The sequence below is a fragment of the Methylobacterium sp. D53M genome, from assembly GCF_053345625.1.
Map to the genome: position 1 here is coordinate 53,183 of NZ_JBKFAL010000015.1, position 15,637 is coordinate 68,819.

Genomic DNA, 15,637 nt, shown 5'->3' on the forward strand with positions numbered 1-15,637 from the left:
CTCGGAAAGACGGTGGGGCAGAAGCGGATAACCGGAAAGCGTATCAGCCCCTCAGGGTGCCTTCTTCAGCTGCTGCTCGGCGCGGGTGAGCGCCGCCTCGCACGCCTGCGCGTCGCCCTTCTGATCCGCCGTGCGCGCCTCTTCCAGGGCGACCTTCGCCTGCTGGGCGGCGTCTGCGCCCTGGCCGGCCTGGGCCGACTTCTCCGGCGGCGCCTGCGGCGACTCGTTCGCCCGCTGGCCCTCCGTCCCGGTGACACCCTCGCCGCCGCGCTTGGCGGCGTTACCCTGGCCGCTGGTCGAGGCGGAGATCGACTGGGTCAGCTCGGACTGGACCCGCTTGGAGACGCCCTCGATCCGGTCGCCGCAGGGCGAGGCGAGGGCGGGGGCCGCCGTCAGGATCAGGGTCAGGCAGGCCGTCAGGGCGGGACGCATCATCGGGTCGAGTACTTTCCAAGAGAATGGGGCCGCGGGTTTCCCCACGGCCCCAACGCCTCGCGACGGGTGACGGTTCAGGCGCTCAGCTGATCGCGGATCGGCAATTGCCGGACCCGCCGGCCGGTGGCCGCGAAGATCGCGTTGGCGATGGCCGGCGCCACCGGCGGCACGCCGGGCTCGCCGACGCCGCCGAGCGGACCGTCCCAGCGGCCGGTCGGCACCAAGTGCACGCGGACCGCCTTCGGGGCGGCGTCGATCCGGAGGACCTCGTAGCCGTCGAAGTTGTTCTGGACCGCCCGGCCCTGCTTGAAGGTGATCTCGGAGGTGAGGGCGAGCCCCATCCCCATGACCACAGCGCCCTCCATCTGCGAGCGGATGCGCTCCGGGTTCACCTGCGGGCCGCAATCGACCGCGATGTCGATCGCCTTCACCTGGACCTGGCCCTTGTCGTCGACCTCCACCTCGGCCGCCACCGCCGTGTAGGTGACGAAGCTGTAGTGGCCGGCGATGCCGAGGCCGGTGCCCTTGGGCATCTGGCGACCCCAGCCCGCGCCCTTGGCGGCCGCCTCGATCACGCCGCGCAGGCGGCCGGTCTCGATCGGGTAGCGCTTCGGGTCCTCGCCGTAGTTCCAGACGTCACCGATCTCGGTCGGGCTGATCTTGCGATCGGGTCCGATGAGCGCGAGCAGGTACTCCTTCGGCTCGCGGCCGGCGGCGTGCGCCAGCTCCGACACGAAGGACTGGATCGCGAAGGCGTGCGGGATATTCGACACCGAGCGGAACCAGCCGATGCGGGCATGCGCGGCGGCCTCGGGGTTCTCCAGCCGCATGTTCGGGATGTCGAGCGGCGTGTTGACCAGCCCCATCCCGAGCTCGAACGGCAGCTCGTGCTTCGGGTCGGGCGCGAAGATCGAGCCGATCGTCGGCGCCACCGAGCGGTGCAGCCACGCCACCGGCATGCCCTTGTCGTCGAGGCCGGCCTCCAGCCGCTCCACCGAGATCGTGTGGTAGAAGCCGTGGTGGAGGTCGTCCTCGCGGGTCCAGGCCAGCTTCACCGGCGCGCCGTCGACGGCCTGCGAGCAGAGCGCCGCCTCGACCACGTAATCGGGCTTCGACTTGCGCCCGAACCCGCCGCCGAGCAGCGTGACGTTCACCTTGACCTTGTCGTCGGGCAGCTTGAGCGCCTTCATCAGGCGGTCGTTGGCGGCCTGCGGACCCTGGACGCAGGCCCAGGCCTCGCAAAACCCGTCCTTCACCCGGGCCACCGCCGCCGGGGGCTCCATGGGGGCCTGGGCGAGGTGGGGCACGAAGTACTCGGCCTGGACCTTGGTCTTGGCCTTGGCCAAGGCGCCGTCGACGTCGCCCTGCGTGCGCACGACCTTGCCGGGCTTGCGCGCGGCGGCCTCCAGCTCCTTGCGGAACGCGTCGGTATCGTAGCCGGCGTTCGGGCCGTCGTCCCAGGTGATCTTGAGCGCGTCCCGGGCCTTCAGGGCTGCCCAGGTGTTCTTGGCCACCACGGCGACGCCGCCGAGCGGCATGAACTCCGAGGGGATCGGGGTGGCGTCGATCTTGAAGATCTTCACGACGCCCGGGACCTTCTTGGCCTCGCTGTCGTCGAAGGACTTCACCTTGCCGCCGTAGACGGCCGGGCGCGCGACGACCGCGTACAGCATCCCGTCGAGCTTGGTGTCGAGGCCGTAGACGGCCTTGCCGGTGGTGATGTCGAAGTTGTCGATCAGACCGATCTTGCCGGTGCCGATGTAGCGGAAGTCCTTGGGATCCTTCAGCTTGACGTCGGTGGGCACCGGCAGCTCGGCGGCGGCCTTTGCGACCGCGCCGTAGCCGAGGGTGCGGCCCGACTTGGCGTGGGTCAGCGTGTGGTTGACGGCGGTCACCTCGGAGGCCGGCACGCCCCACTGCTTGGCCGCCGCCTGGATCAGCATCAGCCGCGCGGCGGCGCCGGCGTGCCGGAAGTGCTGGAAGAAGTGGCGGGTCGAGCGCGAACCGTCCGTGTCCTGGTTGCCGAAGCGGGTCTCGTCGCCCCAGGCCTGGACCACCTTCACCTTCGACCAGTCGGCCTCCAGCTCGTCGGCGACCGTGAAGGCCACCGAAGTGCGGATGCCCTGGCCCATGTCGGAGCGGTGGTTGGTCACGGTGACGGTGCCGTCCGGCGCGATCGCGACGAAGACCTTCGGGTCGTCGCGCCAGCCGTGCGGCATGCCGTCGGCGCCGAATTTCTGCTCCTTCTGCTCCTGGGTCTGGGTCTCGTCGGCCCGAGCGGGGCGGAGCGAGAGGGCCAGCACCAGGGCGCCGGCACCGCCGAGGATGCCGCGGCGGCTGACATTGTCGAGGGCCGGCCTGGTGCCGGCGGCGCGCTCAGCGGTGAGCTTGGCGTCGTGGATCACAGGCGCTCTCCCTTGCTGGCGGGCGCCGGCTGGCCGGCGGCCTGATGGATCGCGGCGCGGATGCGCGGGTAGGTGCCGCAGCGGCAGATGTTGCCGCTCATCGTGGTGTCGATGTCGTCGTCGGTGGGCTTCGGCGTGTCCTTGAGGAGGGCGGCCGCCTGCATAATCTGGCCGCATTGGCAGAAGCCGCACTGGGCGACGTTCTGGTCGCGCCACGCCACCTGCACGGGATGGTTGCCGTCCGGCGACAGACCCTCGATGGTCACGACCTCCTGGCCGGCGGCCGCCGAGACCGGGGTGATGCAGGCGCGGGTTGCCGCGCCGCCGAGATGGATGGTGCAGGCCCCGCAGAGCGACACGCCGCAGCCGAACTTGGTGCCGGTGAGCCCGAGCTCGTCCCGCAGGTACCACAGCAGCGGCATGTCGGGGTCGCCGTCGAAGCTGCGCGCAGCCCCGTTCACGGTGAGTTTGATCATCGTTGCGTCCTGTCTGGCGGCGCCGGAGCGGCGATCAGTCGGGTCCGAGCCGGGCCGGGGGCCTCGGCCGGCTTAGCCGGCTCACGTTCCCCGGTGCGGACAGGCCGCGGGGCGAACGCTCAAGCTCAGAATAATAAATATTCTAAGGCACGCGGCGGGGTCGGCGCAACGCGGGGACGCGGCCGGTCATCCCCGAGCCTCTGCGCCCCGGGCATGCCGCGTGCGGCGGCGCACATGGGCGACCATCGATGCGGAGACGCGGGCCAGTCGATTCAGGCCGGCGTTCCGGTCAGCCGCGCGCCGTGGCCGCGGTTGGTTCGAAGTGCGAACGCATCGTTACGCCCCGACATAGCGTGTCGATCCTCAGTCGTTTCGCTCGCGAGGACGGCGTTTCGCGTCCAACTCAGATCCCCTGGCACTGACCCATTCTGGTAGCAATCGAGGCACGTCGGTCGCAGACCGTCACGGCACGGTCTCCAGATCCGTCCTGCGGAACTCGTCGGCCGTGGCCAGGATCGGCGTGCGGTAGAACCGTGCCGCCGCGTAGTGGAGACAATCGCCGAGGTTGAGGCCGTGGCGGCCGGCCCGGTATCGATGCGCGGCCGACAGGGCGAGCGCCGTCGTCTCGATGGCCGGCGGCAGGTCGCAGATCTCGATGCCCCTGGCTTCGAGAAATTCGAGGACGATCGGCCCGACCGCCTCGACCGTCATGTCGAACTTGTCGGGCCGCGCGAGGGCCAGCACCGGTTCGAGGACGGCAACGGGCGACGTTCTGCACTGGCGTGCCGAGGCGAGCGCCGTGGAGATCCGCTCGGCCTCGGGCTCGTCGGCGAGCAGGGCCACGATCGCGGACGCATCCACGAACATCAGACGCTTTCCCACATCGCGTCATACGCGTCCCGCGCGAGAGGCACGCGGGCGGTCTCGCTGAGCGCGACCCCGTGCTTCTGACGCACCCGTGCGGCGGTCTCCCGCGGGGACTCCTCCCGGTGGCGGCGCTCGATCGCCTCGCGCATGGCGATGACGATCGCCTCGGTGATGCCGACTCCCGCCAGGGCGGCGAACCGGCGTGTCAGCGCGTCGGCCTCGGGATTGTTGACGTTGATCGGCATGCGGTCGGCCCTCGGGCACGATGTAGATAAGCTCTTCCGCCGATCTACACCAGCGTGCGGCCCTCAGACCGTCACCTGCGTCCCGACCTCCACCACGCGCCCGGTCGGGATCTGGAAGAAGTCCGTCGCGTCGTTGGCGTTCTTGGCGAGGGTGATGAAGATCCGGTCCTGCCAGAGCGGCATGCCCGAATGCGCCGCCGGCCGGATCGAGCGGCGCGACAGGAAGAACGACGTCGCCATGATGTCGAACTTGAAGCCCTGGCGGCGCAGCAGCACCAGCGTCTTCGGGATGTTCGGCGTCTCCATGTAGCCGAACTTCATCACGACCTTGTAGAAATGCGGGCCCACCGGCTCGATCCGCACCTTGTCGGCCTCGTTCGAGCGCGGCGTGTCCACCGTCTCGACGGTGAGGATCACGTTCTTCTCGTGCAGCACCTTGTTGTGCTTGAGGTTGTGCAGGAGCGCCGCCGGGGCGATCTCGGGATCGCTCGTCAGGAACACCGCGGTGCCGCGCACGTGGTGGGGCGGGCTCTTCTCCAGCATGCCGACCAGCTCGACCAGCGGCACGTCGGTCTTGCGGGTCTTGTTGAACAGGATCGTCACCCCGCGCACCCAGGTCCACATCAGGATGATGAGGCCGCCCGCGAGCAGCAGGGGTACGTAGCCGCCCTCCACGACCTTGATCAGGTTGGAGAGCAGGAACAGGAACTCGAGGACGATGAAGGGCAGCATCACGGCCGCGGCCGCCACGGGCGACCACTTCCACATACGCCACATCACCAGGAAGGTCAGCGAGGCGGTGAGCAGCATCGTGCCGGTCACCGCGATGCCGTAGGCCGAGGCCAGCGACGACGAGGTCTTGAACAGCACGGCGAGCAGCACGACGCCGAACATCAGGAGGGCGTTGATCTGCGGCAGGTAGATCTGGCCGGCATGCGACTCGGAGGTGTGGCGGATCTCCAGCCGTGGCAGCAGGCCGAGCTGGATCGCCTGCCGGGACAGCGAGAAGGCGCCGGTGATCACCGCCTGGCTCGCCACCACGGTGGCGATCGTGGCGAGCACTACCATCGGCAGCAGGCCCCAGGCGGGCACGAGCTGGAAGAACGGATCGGCCGTGTCTGGCTTCTCCAGCACCAGGGCCGCCTGCCCGAGATAGTTGAGGGCGAGCGCCGGGAAGACGAGGCAGATCCAGGCCACTTGGATCGGCTTGCGGCCGAAATGGCCGAGATCGGCGAACAGGGCCTCGGCCCCGGTCACCGCCAGGAACACCGCCCCCAGGGCAATCAGCGCGCCGCTGCCGTGGCCGAGCAGGTAGTGCACGGCGTGCCAGGGATTGAGCGCGCGGAACACTTCCGGGTGCAGGGTGATGTGTGGCAGCGCCGCGAGCGCCATGGCGAGGAACCACACGACGGTCACCGGCCCGAAGAAGGCCGCCACCTTCCCGGTCCCGCGGTTCTGCACGAGGAACAGCGCGACGATGATCACCACGGTGATGGGCAGGACGTACTCGTCGAGGGCGGGCGTGACGAGCTTCAGGCCCTCCACCGCCGAGAGGACCGAGATCGCCGGCGTGATCACCGCGTCGCCGTAGAACAGCGAGGCGCCGAGCAGCCCCAGCATGAACACGATGCGCGAGCCGCCGAGCGCCTTCCGGGCCAGCGCCATCAGCGAGAGGATGCCGCCCTCGCCGTTGTTGTCCATGCGCAGCAGGATCGCGACGTACTTGACCGTCACGATCATGAAGAGAGCCCAGAGGATCAGCGACACGGTGCCGATTACCTCCTCGGGCAGCAGGATGCCGTCGGTCCGGGCCGGGACCAGCGCTTCGCGGAAAGCGTAGAGCGGGCTGGTGCCGATATCGCCGTAGACGACGCCGACGGAGCCGACCAGCAGCGTCCAGAACCCGGCATGGCCGTGCTGGGTCTCGGCCTTCTCGGGGGCGTCGAGGCTGCCGGCGGTGGCCGGCCCGTGCGTCGGCGCCGGGGCGCCGGTCTCGTCGGCGGCCTGGGCGGCCGCGCGCGCGGCGTCGGGGGCTGCGGGCGCGGGCTGGGGGGCTACGCCGGGTGCGAAGGTTTGGCTCATGCGGATGTCGGAAGCTCGGGCGTGGCCGGCGCTTCGCGGTTCGGCTCAGGGGCCAGTCGGGGCCGGGCAGAAAACGCGAAGACTCCGCCGAACCGTGCGGGCCGGCCACCGGGCCGACCGCTCGCGGGATCGTGCGGCCTTGCTATCATGCCCTCGTGCGCCCGGAAACCGTGTGCACCCGCGAAGAACGCGGAGCTGGGTCTCGGCACGGCGGGCCGCCCCGCCAACGTCAACGGGACGCGCGGCGCCCCGGAGCGACGGCGGGAGGCGAGGCGGTCTCCGTCTCGCGGGACCTGCGCGGCGGCCCGCCCGTCACTCGGCGGCGGTGCGGTTCCCGCCCTGGCCGAATCGGCGCTCGATGTAGTCGATCACGATCGTCTCGAAGTCCTTGGCCAGCGTCGGGCCGCGGAGCGTCATCGCCTTCTTGCCGTCGATGAAGACCGGCGCGGTCGGGGTCTCGCCGGTGCCGGGCAGCGAGATGCCGATATCGGCGTGCTTCGATTCGCCCGGGCCGTTCACGATGCAGCCCATCACGGCCACGTTCAGCCCCTCGACGCCCGGATAGGTCTTCTTCCACTCCGGCATGGAGGTGACGATCCAGTTCTGGATGTCGCGGGCGAGTTCCTGGAACGTGGTCGAGGTCGTGCGGCCGCAGCCCGGGCAGGCCGCCACCATCGGCACGAAGGTGCGGAACCCCATGGTCTGCAGGAGTTCCTGGCTCGCCTTGACCTCGACGGTCCGGTCGCCGCCGGGCTCGGGTGTCAGCGAGTACCGGATCGTGTCGCCGATCCCCTCCTGAAGCAGCACGCCGATGGCGGCCGAGGCGGCCACGAGACCCTTCGAGCCCATGCCGGCCTCGGTGAGGCCGAGATGGATGGCATAGTCCGAGCGGCGCGCCACCTCGCGGTAGACGGCGATCAGGTCCTGCACCGCCGAGACCTTGGCCGAGAGGATGATCTTGTTCTGCGGTAGGCCGAGCTCCACGGCGCGGTCGGCCGAGCTGATCGCCGAGCGAACCATCGCCTCGCGCATCACCGCCCGGGCGTCGATCGGCCGCGGAGCCTTGGCGTTCTCGTCCATCAGGTGGGTGAGTAGCTCGCCGTCCAGCGAGCCCCAGTTGGCGCCGATCCGCACGGTCTTGTTGTGCTTGATCGCCTGCTCGATGATCGCCGAGAACTGCGTGTCCTTCTTGTCCTTGAAGCCGACATTGCCGGGGTTGATCCGGTACTTGGCCAGCGCCTCCGCGCAGGCCGGGTGGTCGGCGAGCAGCTTGTGGCCGATGTAGTGGAAGTCGCCCACCAGCGGCACGTGGACGCCGATCCGATCGAGGCGCTCGCGGATCTTGGGCACCGCCGCCGCCGCCTCGTCGCGGTCGACCGTGATGCGCACGAGCTCCGAGCCGACCCGGGCGAGCTGGGCGACCTGCGCCACGGTGGCATCGATGTCGGCCGTGTCGGTGTTGGTCATCGACTGGACGACGATCGGGGCGCCGCCGCCGACGGTGACCGCGCCCTCGCCCTCGCCGACCGTGACGCCGACGGTGCGGTGGCGCGGGGCGGGGCCGGCGATCTCCGGTCCGCCGCCGGCCAGCGGGTTGTCGGCGGGGTTCTCGGAACGGGTGGCTTCCATGACTTCCATCGTGGACTTTCGCGGGCGCGCCTCGCGGGTGCCGGAGCCGTGACGGCTGCCGGGCCGGTCCCGGGGACACGCCTCGCCGGAACTTCGGGGCTGCCGCGGGTTAGCTGCGGATGACCCGGCGCCGCGTCAACCCGGCGCCGCGCGGGGCAGCATCGCGCAGGACAGCATCGCGGCTGTCATGTCGTATCCGGGCGCGGATGTCGAGTTTCCTGCACGTCCCGGAGGCACCCGCCGCCGCCGCCAGCCGGTTTTCGTCGGACTCTGTTGCCGATTCGCTCGGGCCGGGACAGGTGCCGGCGCGGGGCGGGCACCCCGCCGCGATCCCGTCGCACGGTTGATGCTGCATCGCAGCATCCCATCTGTGTGGTGGATCAGGAGGCCGACATGAGCGAGCAATTCGGTGGCGCCGAGCCGCACAACCCCGCCACCGCCGTTCCCGAATCGCCCGTCACCGACGCGATCGAGGCGCAGCCGGCGCAGGCGCCGGGCCCCGCGCTCGCCGGGCCCAAGTTCGAGAAGCCGGTGGCGCTCGCCCTCCAGGGCGGAGGCGCGCACGGCGCCTTCACCTGGGGCGTGCTCGACGCGCTCATCGAGGACGGCCGCCTCGGCTTCGAGGCGGTGACGGGGGCGAGCGCCGGGGCGATGAACGCCGTCGTCCTGGTGGATGGCTGGCTGAAGGGCGGCCCGGACGGGGCCCGCGAGGGTCTGGAGCGGTTCTGGCGCGAGGTCAGCCTCGACGGCGACCTGGGGCCGGCCCAGCGCAACCTCGTGAGCGGCCTGTTCAGCCTGTGGAAGGGCAACCCGGTGGCCGAGTTCTGGGCCAAGATGCTGGCGCCGAGCCCCTACGTGTCGAACCCGCTCAACATCAATCCGCTGCGCAAGGCGCTCGCCGAGCAGGTCGATTTCGACCGCCTGCGCGAGGCCGACACGGCGGGCCTGTTCGTCTCGGCGACCAATGTCTGGACCGGCAAGCTGGCGGTGTTCGAGCGCGAGCGCCTGACCGTCGACCACCTGATGGCCTCGGCCTGCCTGCCCACGGTCTTCCAGGCGGTGGAGATCGACGGCGTGCCCTACTGGGACGGCGGCTATCTCGGCAACCCGCCCCTCTACCCCCTGCACCGCGGCGCCCAGACCCGCGACATCCTGCTCGTGCAGATCAACCCCGTGGAGCGGCGCGAGACCCCGCGCACGGAGGCCGAGATCCGCGACCGGCTCAACGAGATCACGTTCAACGCGAATCTGATGCGGGAATTGCGGGCGATCGACTTCCTCGACGGGCTGATCGAGGAGGGCACCCTCGGCCAGGGCCAGTACCGCCGGGTCCTCGTGCACCGGATCGACGGCACCGACGCCCTCGAGGATTACAACGCCGCCTCCAAGCTCGACGCGCGCTGGACCGTGTTCAAGCGCCTGCGCGACAAGGGCCGCGCCGCCGCGCAGGCCTGGCTCGCCGAGAATTATGACGCAGTCGGCCGAGACTGTACGGTCGACCTGCAGCAGGCATATCAGTGAGGTAATCCCGCGTCCGACCCGGCCCATCGGGGCCGTGGGCGGTCCGAGCCGGAGATCTGACATGACCCTGCTGCGCCGCGAGGCTCTCATCCTGATCGGTGCCGGCCTCGCCGGCGCCGCCCGCGCCGCCGAGGCCGCGCGGGCCACGGAGTTCACCTTCGAGACGCCCGAGGGCGCGCCGATGCCGCTCTCGGCCTACGCGGGAAAGCCGATCCTCGTGGTCAACACGGCCACGGCCTGCGGCTATGCCGGGCAACTCACCGGATTGCAGGCGCTCTGGACGCGGTTCGGCGATCGCGGGCTCGTCGTGCTGGGCGTGCCGTCGCCGGATTTCGGCAACCAGGAACCCCTAAACGGCCCGGCCATCGCCGACGCGGCGCGGAGGAATCACGGCGTCACCTTCCCGCTCACGGCCAAGACCCGCGTGAAGATGCCGGGCGCCCACCCGTTCTACCGCTGGGCGGCGGCCGAGCGCCCCGCCGAGACGCCGCGCTGGAACTTCCACAAGTACCTGATCGCCCGCGACGGCACCCTCGCGGCGGCCTTCGCGACGCAGGTCGAGCCGACCGATCCGCGGGTGATCTCGGGGATCGCCGCCACCCTCGACCAGGCCTGACCGCGACGCCGGGCCGGCAGGCGGGATTAAACGCGCGAGCCGCGCGTTTACACATCATGGCATCGGACAAGAACAAGCGCCCGGACCTCCTCGACCTGCTGGTGCCCCTGCGGCGCTACGCGCGGTCGCTCACCCGCGACACGCTGCGGGCCGATGACCTCGTGCACGACACGCTGGTGCGGGCCCTGGAGATGCAGGGCTCGCTCCGGCCGAACACCAATCTGCGCACCTGGATGATGACGGTGCTGCACAACGCCTTCATCGACGAGCAGCGCCGCCGGCAGGTGGAGGCGCGGCACGCCGACACGCTGGTCCGGATGACCGAGGACATGGCGCCGCCGGCCCAGGAGGGCCAGGTGCGCCTCGCCCAGATCCGGCAGGCCTTCCTCAAGCTTCCGGAGGAGCAGCGCGCCGCGCTCCACCTCGTCACCCTGGAAGGCATGGCCTACGCCGACGCGGCGGCCGTGCTCGGCATCCCGATCGGCACGCTGATGTCCCGTCTCGGCCGCGGACGGGCGGCCCTGCGGGCCTTCGAGGAGGGGACGCGGACCGACCGCGGCTCCGACGAGGCGGAGCCCGCCAAGACACCCGAGACGCGGCGCGGACCGCCCTCCACCCTCCGGCTCGTCGTGTCCGACGAGCCGCGGGAAAGGTCCGCTTGGCCTCTGCGACGCGCCGTCGGAGAGAGCTGAGCGCGGAGCTGATGAAGGACCGGCACCCGCGGGCGCCGGTGCCGACTGACGATTGCGACCGGCGGATCGCCTCCGGGCACGCTGGATTCGAGGACTTCACGATGATCGATCCGATCACAGACGACGATCTCATCGCCTTCGTCGACGGCCAGATCGACCCGATGCGCCGTCTCGACGTCGAGGCGCACCTCGCGGCCAATCCCGAGGCCGCGGCCCGGGTGATGGCCGAGATGCACGATCGCGACGCCCTGCGGGCCTGCTTCGAGCGCGTTCCGGGGCCCGGGCCGGACCGGAACATGGTCCTGGCGCGCCGCTTCGACCGGAACCTGCGCTGGCGCCGCGTCGCCTCGCGCCTGAAGCGGGCCGCCGCGATCGCGGTGCTCGTGGGCGCGGGCTGGCTGGCCCACGACGAGATCGGCCGCTTCGGCGTTCCCGACACCCTGGCGGCGACCCCGGATCCGGCCCTGATCGCAGACGCGCGGCAGGCCCGGGTCGTGGCGCAGCTGCGCAAGAGCATCGGTGGCCAGGCCGACGATCCGGTCTACGACCGGGCGCGCCTCCGCTCGGCGACGGGCATCGACCTGCCGGCCCTGCCCGATGGCTGGCGGGTGCGCGACATCCAGGTCTTCCCCGCCCGGCACGGCACCGGGATCGAGGTCGCCTTGGAGACCGAGCGCTTCGGCGAGGCGTCGCTGTTCGCCACCCGCGGCATCCGGGGCGGACCAACGACGCTCATCACCGGCTCGGACGACGGCGACGTCGTCTCGTGGAACGCGGGCGACACCGCCTACGCCCTGAGCGGTCCGCGCAGCGACTCGGACCTGCGGCAGGCGGCGAGCCTCCTCGGCGCCGGTCCGGCGACCCGCTGAGCGCGCGCCGGCCTCCCGCCCGGGGCCTCGACAGGGCGCCCCGGCGGGTGCCAAAGATCGGCCATGCAGGCCACGGATCCAGCACGGGACCCGGCACGGGACGATGACGGGCTCGCAGCCCTGTTCGACGCGGCGCGCGCGGTGCGCGCGCACGCGCACGCCCCCTATTCCCGCTTCCCCGTCGGGGCCGCGCTGCGCGACGAGCGCGGCGCGATCCACGCGGGCTGCAACGTCGAGAACGCCGCCTACCCGGTCGGGACCTGCGCGGAGGCCGGGGCGATCGCCGCCATGGTGGCGGCCGGCGGCCGGCGCATCGCGGCGATCCTGGTCTGCGGCGACGGCGCCGGGCTGGTGACGCCCTGCGGCGCCTGCCGCCAGCGCATCCGCGAGTTCGCCGGGCCGGACACCCCGATCCACGCCGCCGGTCCGGGCGGGGTCGCCCGCACCTTCACGCTGGCGGAGCTGCTGCCGGAATCCTTCGGCCCGGAGACGCTCGGTGAGTGAGGCGGCCGCCCGCGACGCCCTGCGCGCCGCCGGCTTCGCGGGTCCCTACGCCTGCGCGGTGGTGACCGGCACCGGCCTCGGCGGGATCGCGGCGGCCCTCACGGACGCGAGCGCCGTCGACTACGCGGCGATCCCCGGATTTCCGGGGCCCGGCGTCAGCGGCCACGGCGGCCGGCTGCATCGCGGCCGCCTCGCCGGGCGGCCGGTCCTGATCTTCGAGGGGCGGGCCCACGCCTACGAGCGCGGTGACCCGGCGGCGATGCGGGTGCCGCTCGCCTGCGCCCGGCACCTCGGCGCCCGCCGCCTGCTCCTCACCAACGCATCCGGATCGCTGCGGCCCGCGACCGGGCCCGGCAGCCTCGTGCTGCTCGCCGACCACATCAACCTCTCCGGCCTGAACCCGTTGATCGGCGAGGCCAGCGACGCCCGGTTCGTGCCGATGACCGAGGCCTACGACCCGGACCTGCGGGCGCGGCTCCGCGCGGCGGCCGGGGCCTGCGGCGTGCCCTTGGGGGAGGGGGTCTACGCGTGGTTCTCGGGCCCGAGCTTCGAGACGCCCGCGGAGGTGCGGATGGCCGGCATCCTGGGCGCCGACCTCGTGGGCATGTCCACCGTGCCGGAGGTGATCCTCGCCCGGTTCCTCGACCTGCCGGTGGCGGCGGTCTCGGTGGTGACGAACCTCGCGGCCGGCATCGCCGGCGGCGCGCCGCACCACGCGGAGACGAAGGAAGTCGCGGCCCGGGCCGCGGAGGATCTCGGCCGCCTGGTCCGGGCCTTCGTGGCCGGCCTGCCCGACGGAGAGACAGCCGATGACTGACCCCGAAGCCGGCGCGGTCGCCCGCCGGGCCCTGCCGCTCCTCGACCTCACCGATCTCGGCGAGACCTGCACCGAGACCCGGATCGACGTCCTCTGCCGGGACGCGAAGCGCGGCGGCGTCGCGGCGATCTGCGTCTGGCCGCGCTTCGTCGCGCAGGGCGCGCGGGCGCTCGCGGGCACCGAGATCCGGATCGCCACGGTCATCAACTTCCCCGCGGGCGGCGAGGACTGCGCCCGCGCCACCGACGACACCGCCGAGGCGCTGCGCGACGGCGCCGACGAGATCGACCTCGTCCTGCCCTACGGCGCGCTGCTGCGGGGCGAGGCGGCGGTGGCCAGCGACATGGTCGAGGCCGTGCGCGACACCTGCGGATCCGCGACCCTGAAGGTGATCCTGGAGACGGGCGCGCTCGCCGAGCCGGAGCGGATCCGGGAGGCCAGCCGGATCGCCCTGGAGGCGGGCGCCGACTTCCTGAAGACCTCCACGGGCAAGAGCCCGGTCTCGGCGACCCCGGAAGCCGCCGAGGCGATGTTGGCCGAGATCCGCGCCGGCGGCCGCGCCGCGGGCCTGAAGGTCTCCGGCGGCCTGCGCAGCGTCGCCGACGCCGCCACCTACCTCGACCTCGCCGACCGGCTGATGGGTCCCGGCTGGGTGAGCCCGAGAACCTTCCGGCTCGGGGCGAGCAGCCTGTTCGAGACCCTGATGCGGGCACGGACGCTGTGAGCGTGCGGCTGCCTCAGGAGACGATCCGGGCCAAGCGCGACGGCCAGCCCCTCGATCCGGACGAGATCGGGGCCTTCATCCGCGGCCTCACCGACGGCACGGTCGGGGAGGGGCAGGCGGCGGCCTTCGCCATGGCGGTGTTCTTCCGCGGCCTGTCGCTGCCGGAGCGGGTGGCGCTCACCCGCGCGATGGCGGAATCGGGCCGGATCCTCGCCTGGGACCTGCCGGGGCCCGTCCTCGACAAGCACTCCACCGGCGGCATCGGCGACGCGGTGAGCCTGCCGCTCGCCCCGATGGTCGCGGCCTGCGGCGGCTACGTTCCGATGATCTCGGGGCGCGGCCTCGGCCATACCGGCGGGACGCTGGACAAGCTCGGCAGCATCCCGGGCTACGACGCCACGCCCGGGCTCGACGCGTTCCGCCGGGTCGTCGCGGAGGTCGGATGCGCCATCATCGGCCAGACCGCCGAACTCGCGCCCGCGGACCGGCGCCTCTACGCGATCCGCGACGTCACCGGCACAGTCGAGTCCCGCGACCTGATCACCGCCTCGATCCTGTCGAAGAAGCTCGCCGCCGGGCTCGACGGGCTCGTGATGGACGTGAAGCAGGGCTCCGGCGCCTTCATGGCGGGCGTGCCCGAGGCGCGGGCGCTGGCCCAGAGCATCGTCACGGTTGCGGAGGGGGCCGGCCTGCACACCGCCGCGCTGATCACCGACATGGACGCGCCGCTCGCCAGCGCGGCCGGCAACGCCGTCGAGGTCGCCTACGCGATCGACTACCTGACGGGCGTGCGCCGCGAGCCGCGCTTCCACGCGGTCACGGTGGCGCTGGGCGCCGAGATGCTGGTCGTGGGCGGCCTGGCGCCGGACCGCGACAGCGCCGCGGAGCGGCTGGAGCAGGCCCTCGCCTCGGGCCGGGCGGCCGAGGGCTTCGGCCGCATGGTCGCGGCGCTCGGCGGACCGGGCGATCTCCTGGAGCGGCCGGAGGCGCACCTGCCGGCCGCGCCGGTGCGCCGGGCGGTCCGTCAGGACGGGACCGTCGCGGGGATCGCGACGCGGGCGCTGGGCCTGGCGGTGATCGGGCTGGGCGGCGGCCGCACGCGGCCTGAGGATCCGGTCGACCCGCGGGTCGGCTTCACGGATCTCGCCGGTCCCGGATCGTCCGGCGGGCTGCTCGGGATCGTCCACGCGGCCGACGAGGCCGCCGCGGACCGGGCGGAGGCCGCGCTGCGGGCGGCCTACCGGATGGGCGACGCGCCGCCGGCGCGCCCGCCCGTCCTCGAGCGGGTGGGCGCCGGCTAGCGGGCGCGCCCGGCCATCACGGATCCGTGGCCGGGCGCGGCGGGCTCGGAGCCCTTACCAGCGGCCGTAGCCGTGGCGATGGCCCCAGCCGCCGTGGTGATGGTGACGCGGGCCGAAGCCGCGGTGCCCCCAGCCGTGATGGTGGCCCCGGCCCCAGCCGTGGTGGTGATGGCGCGGGCCGTAGCCGCGGTGGCCCCAGCCGCCGTGGCGGTGCCCGTAGCCGTAGCCGTACTGGACGGTCTGGACGTCGCCGGCTTCCGCCTGCAGGCCGGCGTCGCGGCCGAGGGGCGCGGCCATGGCCGGCGCCGCGAAGGCGAGTCCGCCGAAGGCCAGGGCGGCGGCCAAACGGGTCCGTGCGGTCTTGGTGAACATCGGCGTTCTCCTGATCCACGCCGGTCGCCCTGTGACGTCCGGCCGTGTCCCAGGTGTGCGCCTTTCCAGTTGACGCAAACGT

General features: G+C 72.2%; 16 protein-coding genes. 8 read left to right on the forward strand and 8 right to left on the reverse strand.

From position 1 onward, the window contains the following. Positions 1–51: 51 nt before the first annotated feature. The 7 genes from ACLBYG_RS19825 to ispG all read right to left on the reverse strand — a co-directional run bounded on the left by ACLBYG_RS19825 (position 52) and on the right by ispG (position 8,148). Entirely contained in the window at positions 52–435 is a 384-nt protein-coding gene (locus tag ACLBYG_RS19825) for a hypothetical protein (RefSeq protein ID WP_020093846.1), read from the reverse strand. A gap of 74 nt (positions 436–509) precedes the next feature. Beyond that, on the reverse strand, positions 510–2,840 hold the full coding sequence (locus ACLBYG_RS19830; protein WP_447682552.1) for a molybdopterin cofactor-binding domain-containing protein: 2,331 nt from the start codon (positions 2,838–2,840) through the stop codon (positions 510–512). Next, positions 2,837–3,316, reverse strand: a complete 480-nt coding sequence (locus ACLBYG_RS19835; protein WP_012320864.1) for a (2Fe-2S)-binding protein — start codon at positions 3,314–3,316, stop codon at positions 2,837–2,839. The genes ACLBYG_RS19830 and ACLBYG_RS19835 overlap by 4 nt, the downstream gene beginning before the upstream one ends. Before the next feature lie 462 nt (positions 3,317–3,778). Beyond that, a complete protein-coding gene (locus ACLBYG_RS19840) occupies positions 3,779–4,183 on the reverse strand; it encodes a type II toxin-antitoxin system VapC family toxin (RefSeq protein ID WP_447682553.1) in 405 nt (134 codons plus the stop codon). Next, complete coding sequence (locus ACLBYG_RS19845) at positions 4,183–4,428, reverse strand: type II toxin-antitoxin system VapB family antitoxin (RefSeq protein ID WP_447682554.1); 246 nt, start codon at positions 4,426–4,428, stop codon at positions 4,183–4,185. Before ACLBYG_RS19845 ends, ACLBYG_RS19840 begins: the two co-directional genes overlap by 1 nt. Before the next feature lie 63 nt (positions 4,429–4,491). After that, a complete protein-coding gene (locus tag ACLBYG_RS19850; protein ID WP_056523636.1) occupies positions 4,492–6,510 on the reverse strand; it encodes a potassium transporter Kup in 2,019 nt (672 codons plus the stop codon). 312 nt (positions 6,511–6,822) lie between these two features. Next, entirely contained in the window at positions 6,823–8,148 is a 1,326-nt protein-coding gene (gene ispG / locus ACLBYG_RS19855) for a flavodoxin-dependent (E)-4-hydroxy-3-methylbut-2-enyl-diphosphate synthase (RefSeq protein ID WP_026605032.1), read from the reverse strand. Positions 8,149–8,532: 384 nt separating this feature from the next. Here ispG and ACLBYG_RS19860 point away from each other — a divergent pair, with 384 nt between their 5' ends. The 8 genes from ACLBYG_RS19860 to deoA all read left to right on the forward strand — a co-directional run bounded on the left by ACLBYG_RS19860 (position 8,533) and on the right by deoA (position 15,183). Then, entirely contained in the window at positions 8,533–9,660 is a 1,128-nt protein-coding gene (locus tag ACLBYG_RS19860; RefSeq protein WP_447682555.1) for a patatin-like phospholipase family protein, read from the forward strand. A gap of 61 nt (positions 9,661–9,721) precedes the next feature. Beyond that, positions 9,722–10,276 carry a glutathione peroxidase gene (locus ACLBYG_RS19865; RefSeq protein ID WP_447682556.1) on the forward strand — a complete coding sequence of 185 codons (555 nt, stop codon included), beginning with the start codon at positions 9,722–9,724 and terminating at the stop codon, positions 10,274–10,276. Positions 10,277–10,332: 56 nt separating this feature from the next. Beyond that, positions 10,333–10,968 carry a sigma-70 family RNA polymerase sigma factor gene (locus tag ACLBYG_RS19870; RefSeq protein ID WP_056523653.1) on the forward strand — a complete coding sequence of 212 codons (636 nt, stop codon included), beginning with the start codon at positions 10,333–10,335 and terminating at the stop codon, positions 10,966–10,968. 101 nt (positions 10,969–11,069) lie between these two features. Further along, a complete protein-coding gene (locus ACLBYG_RS19875; protein WP_447682557.1) occupies positions 11,070–11,837 on the forward strand; it encodes an anti-sigma factor family protein in 768 nt (255 codons plus the stop codon). A 63-nt stretch (positions 11,838–11,900) separates the two neighbouring features. Continuing rightward, positions 11,901–12,341 (forward strand): cytidine deaminase, encoded by a 441-nt coding sequence (locus tag ACLBYG_RS19880; RefSeq protein WP_427509691.1) that lies wholly within the window; start codon positions 11,901–11,903, stop codon positions 12,339–12,341. Beyond that, positions 12,334–13,158 (forward strand): purine-nucleoside phosphorylase, encoded by an 825-nt coding sequence (locus tag ACLBYG_RS19885; protein WP_447682558.1) that lies wholly within the window; start codon positions 12,334–12,336, stop codon positions 13,156–13,158. Before ACLBYG_RS19880 ends, ACLBYG_RS19885 begins: the two co-directional genes overlap by 8 nt. Beyond that, entirely contained in the window at positions 13,151–13,882 is a 732-nt protein-coding gene (gene deoC / locus ACLBYG_RS19890; protein ID WP_447682559.1) for a deoxyribose-phosphate aldolase, read from the forward strand. Before ACLBYG_RS19885 ends, deoC begins: the two co-directional genes overlap by 8 nt. A gap of 2 nt (positions 13,883–13,884) precedes the next feature. Continuing rightward, complete coding sequence (deoA, locus tag ACLBYG_RS19895) at positions 13,885–15,183, forward strand: thymidine phosphorylase (protein ID WP_447682560.1); 1,299 nt, start codon at positions 13,885–13,887, stop codon at positions 15,181–15,183. Positions 15,184–15,237: 54 nt separating this feature from the next. On the opposite strand, the gene ACLBYG_RS19900 is transcribed toward deoA, so the two are convergent. After that, positions 15,238–15,555 carry a hypothetical protein gene (locus ACLBYG_RS19900; protein WP_020093831.1) on the reverse strand — a complete coding sequence of 106 codons (318 nt, stop codon included), beginning with the start codon at positions 15,553–15,555 and terminating at the stop codon, positions 15,238–15,240. Between the last annotated feature and the right edge of the window lie 82 nt (positions 15,556–15,637).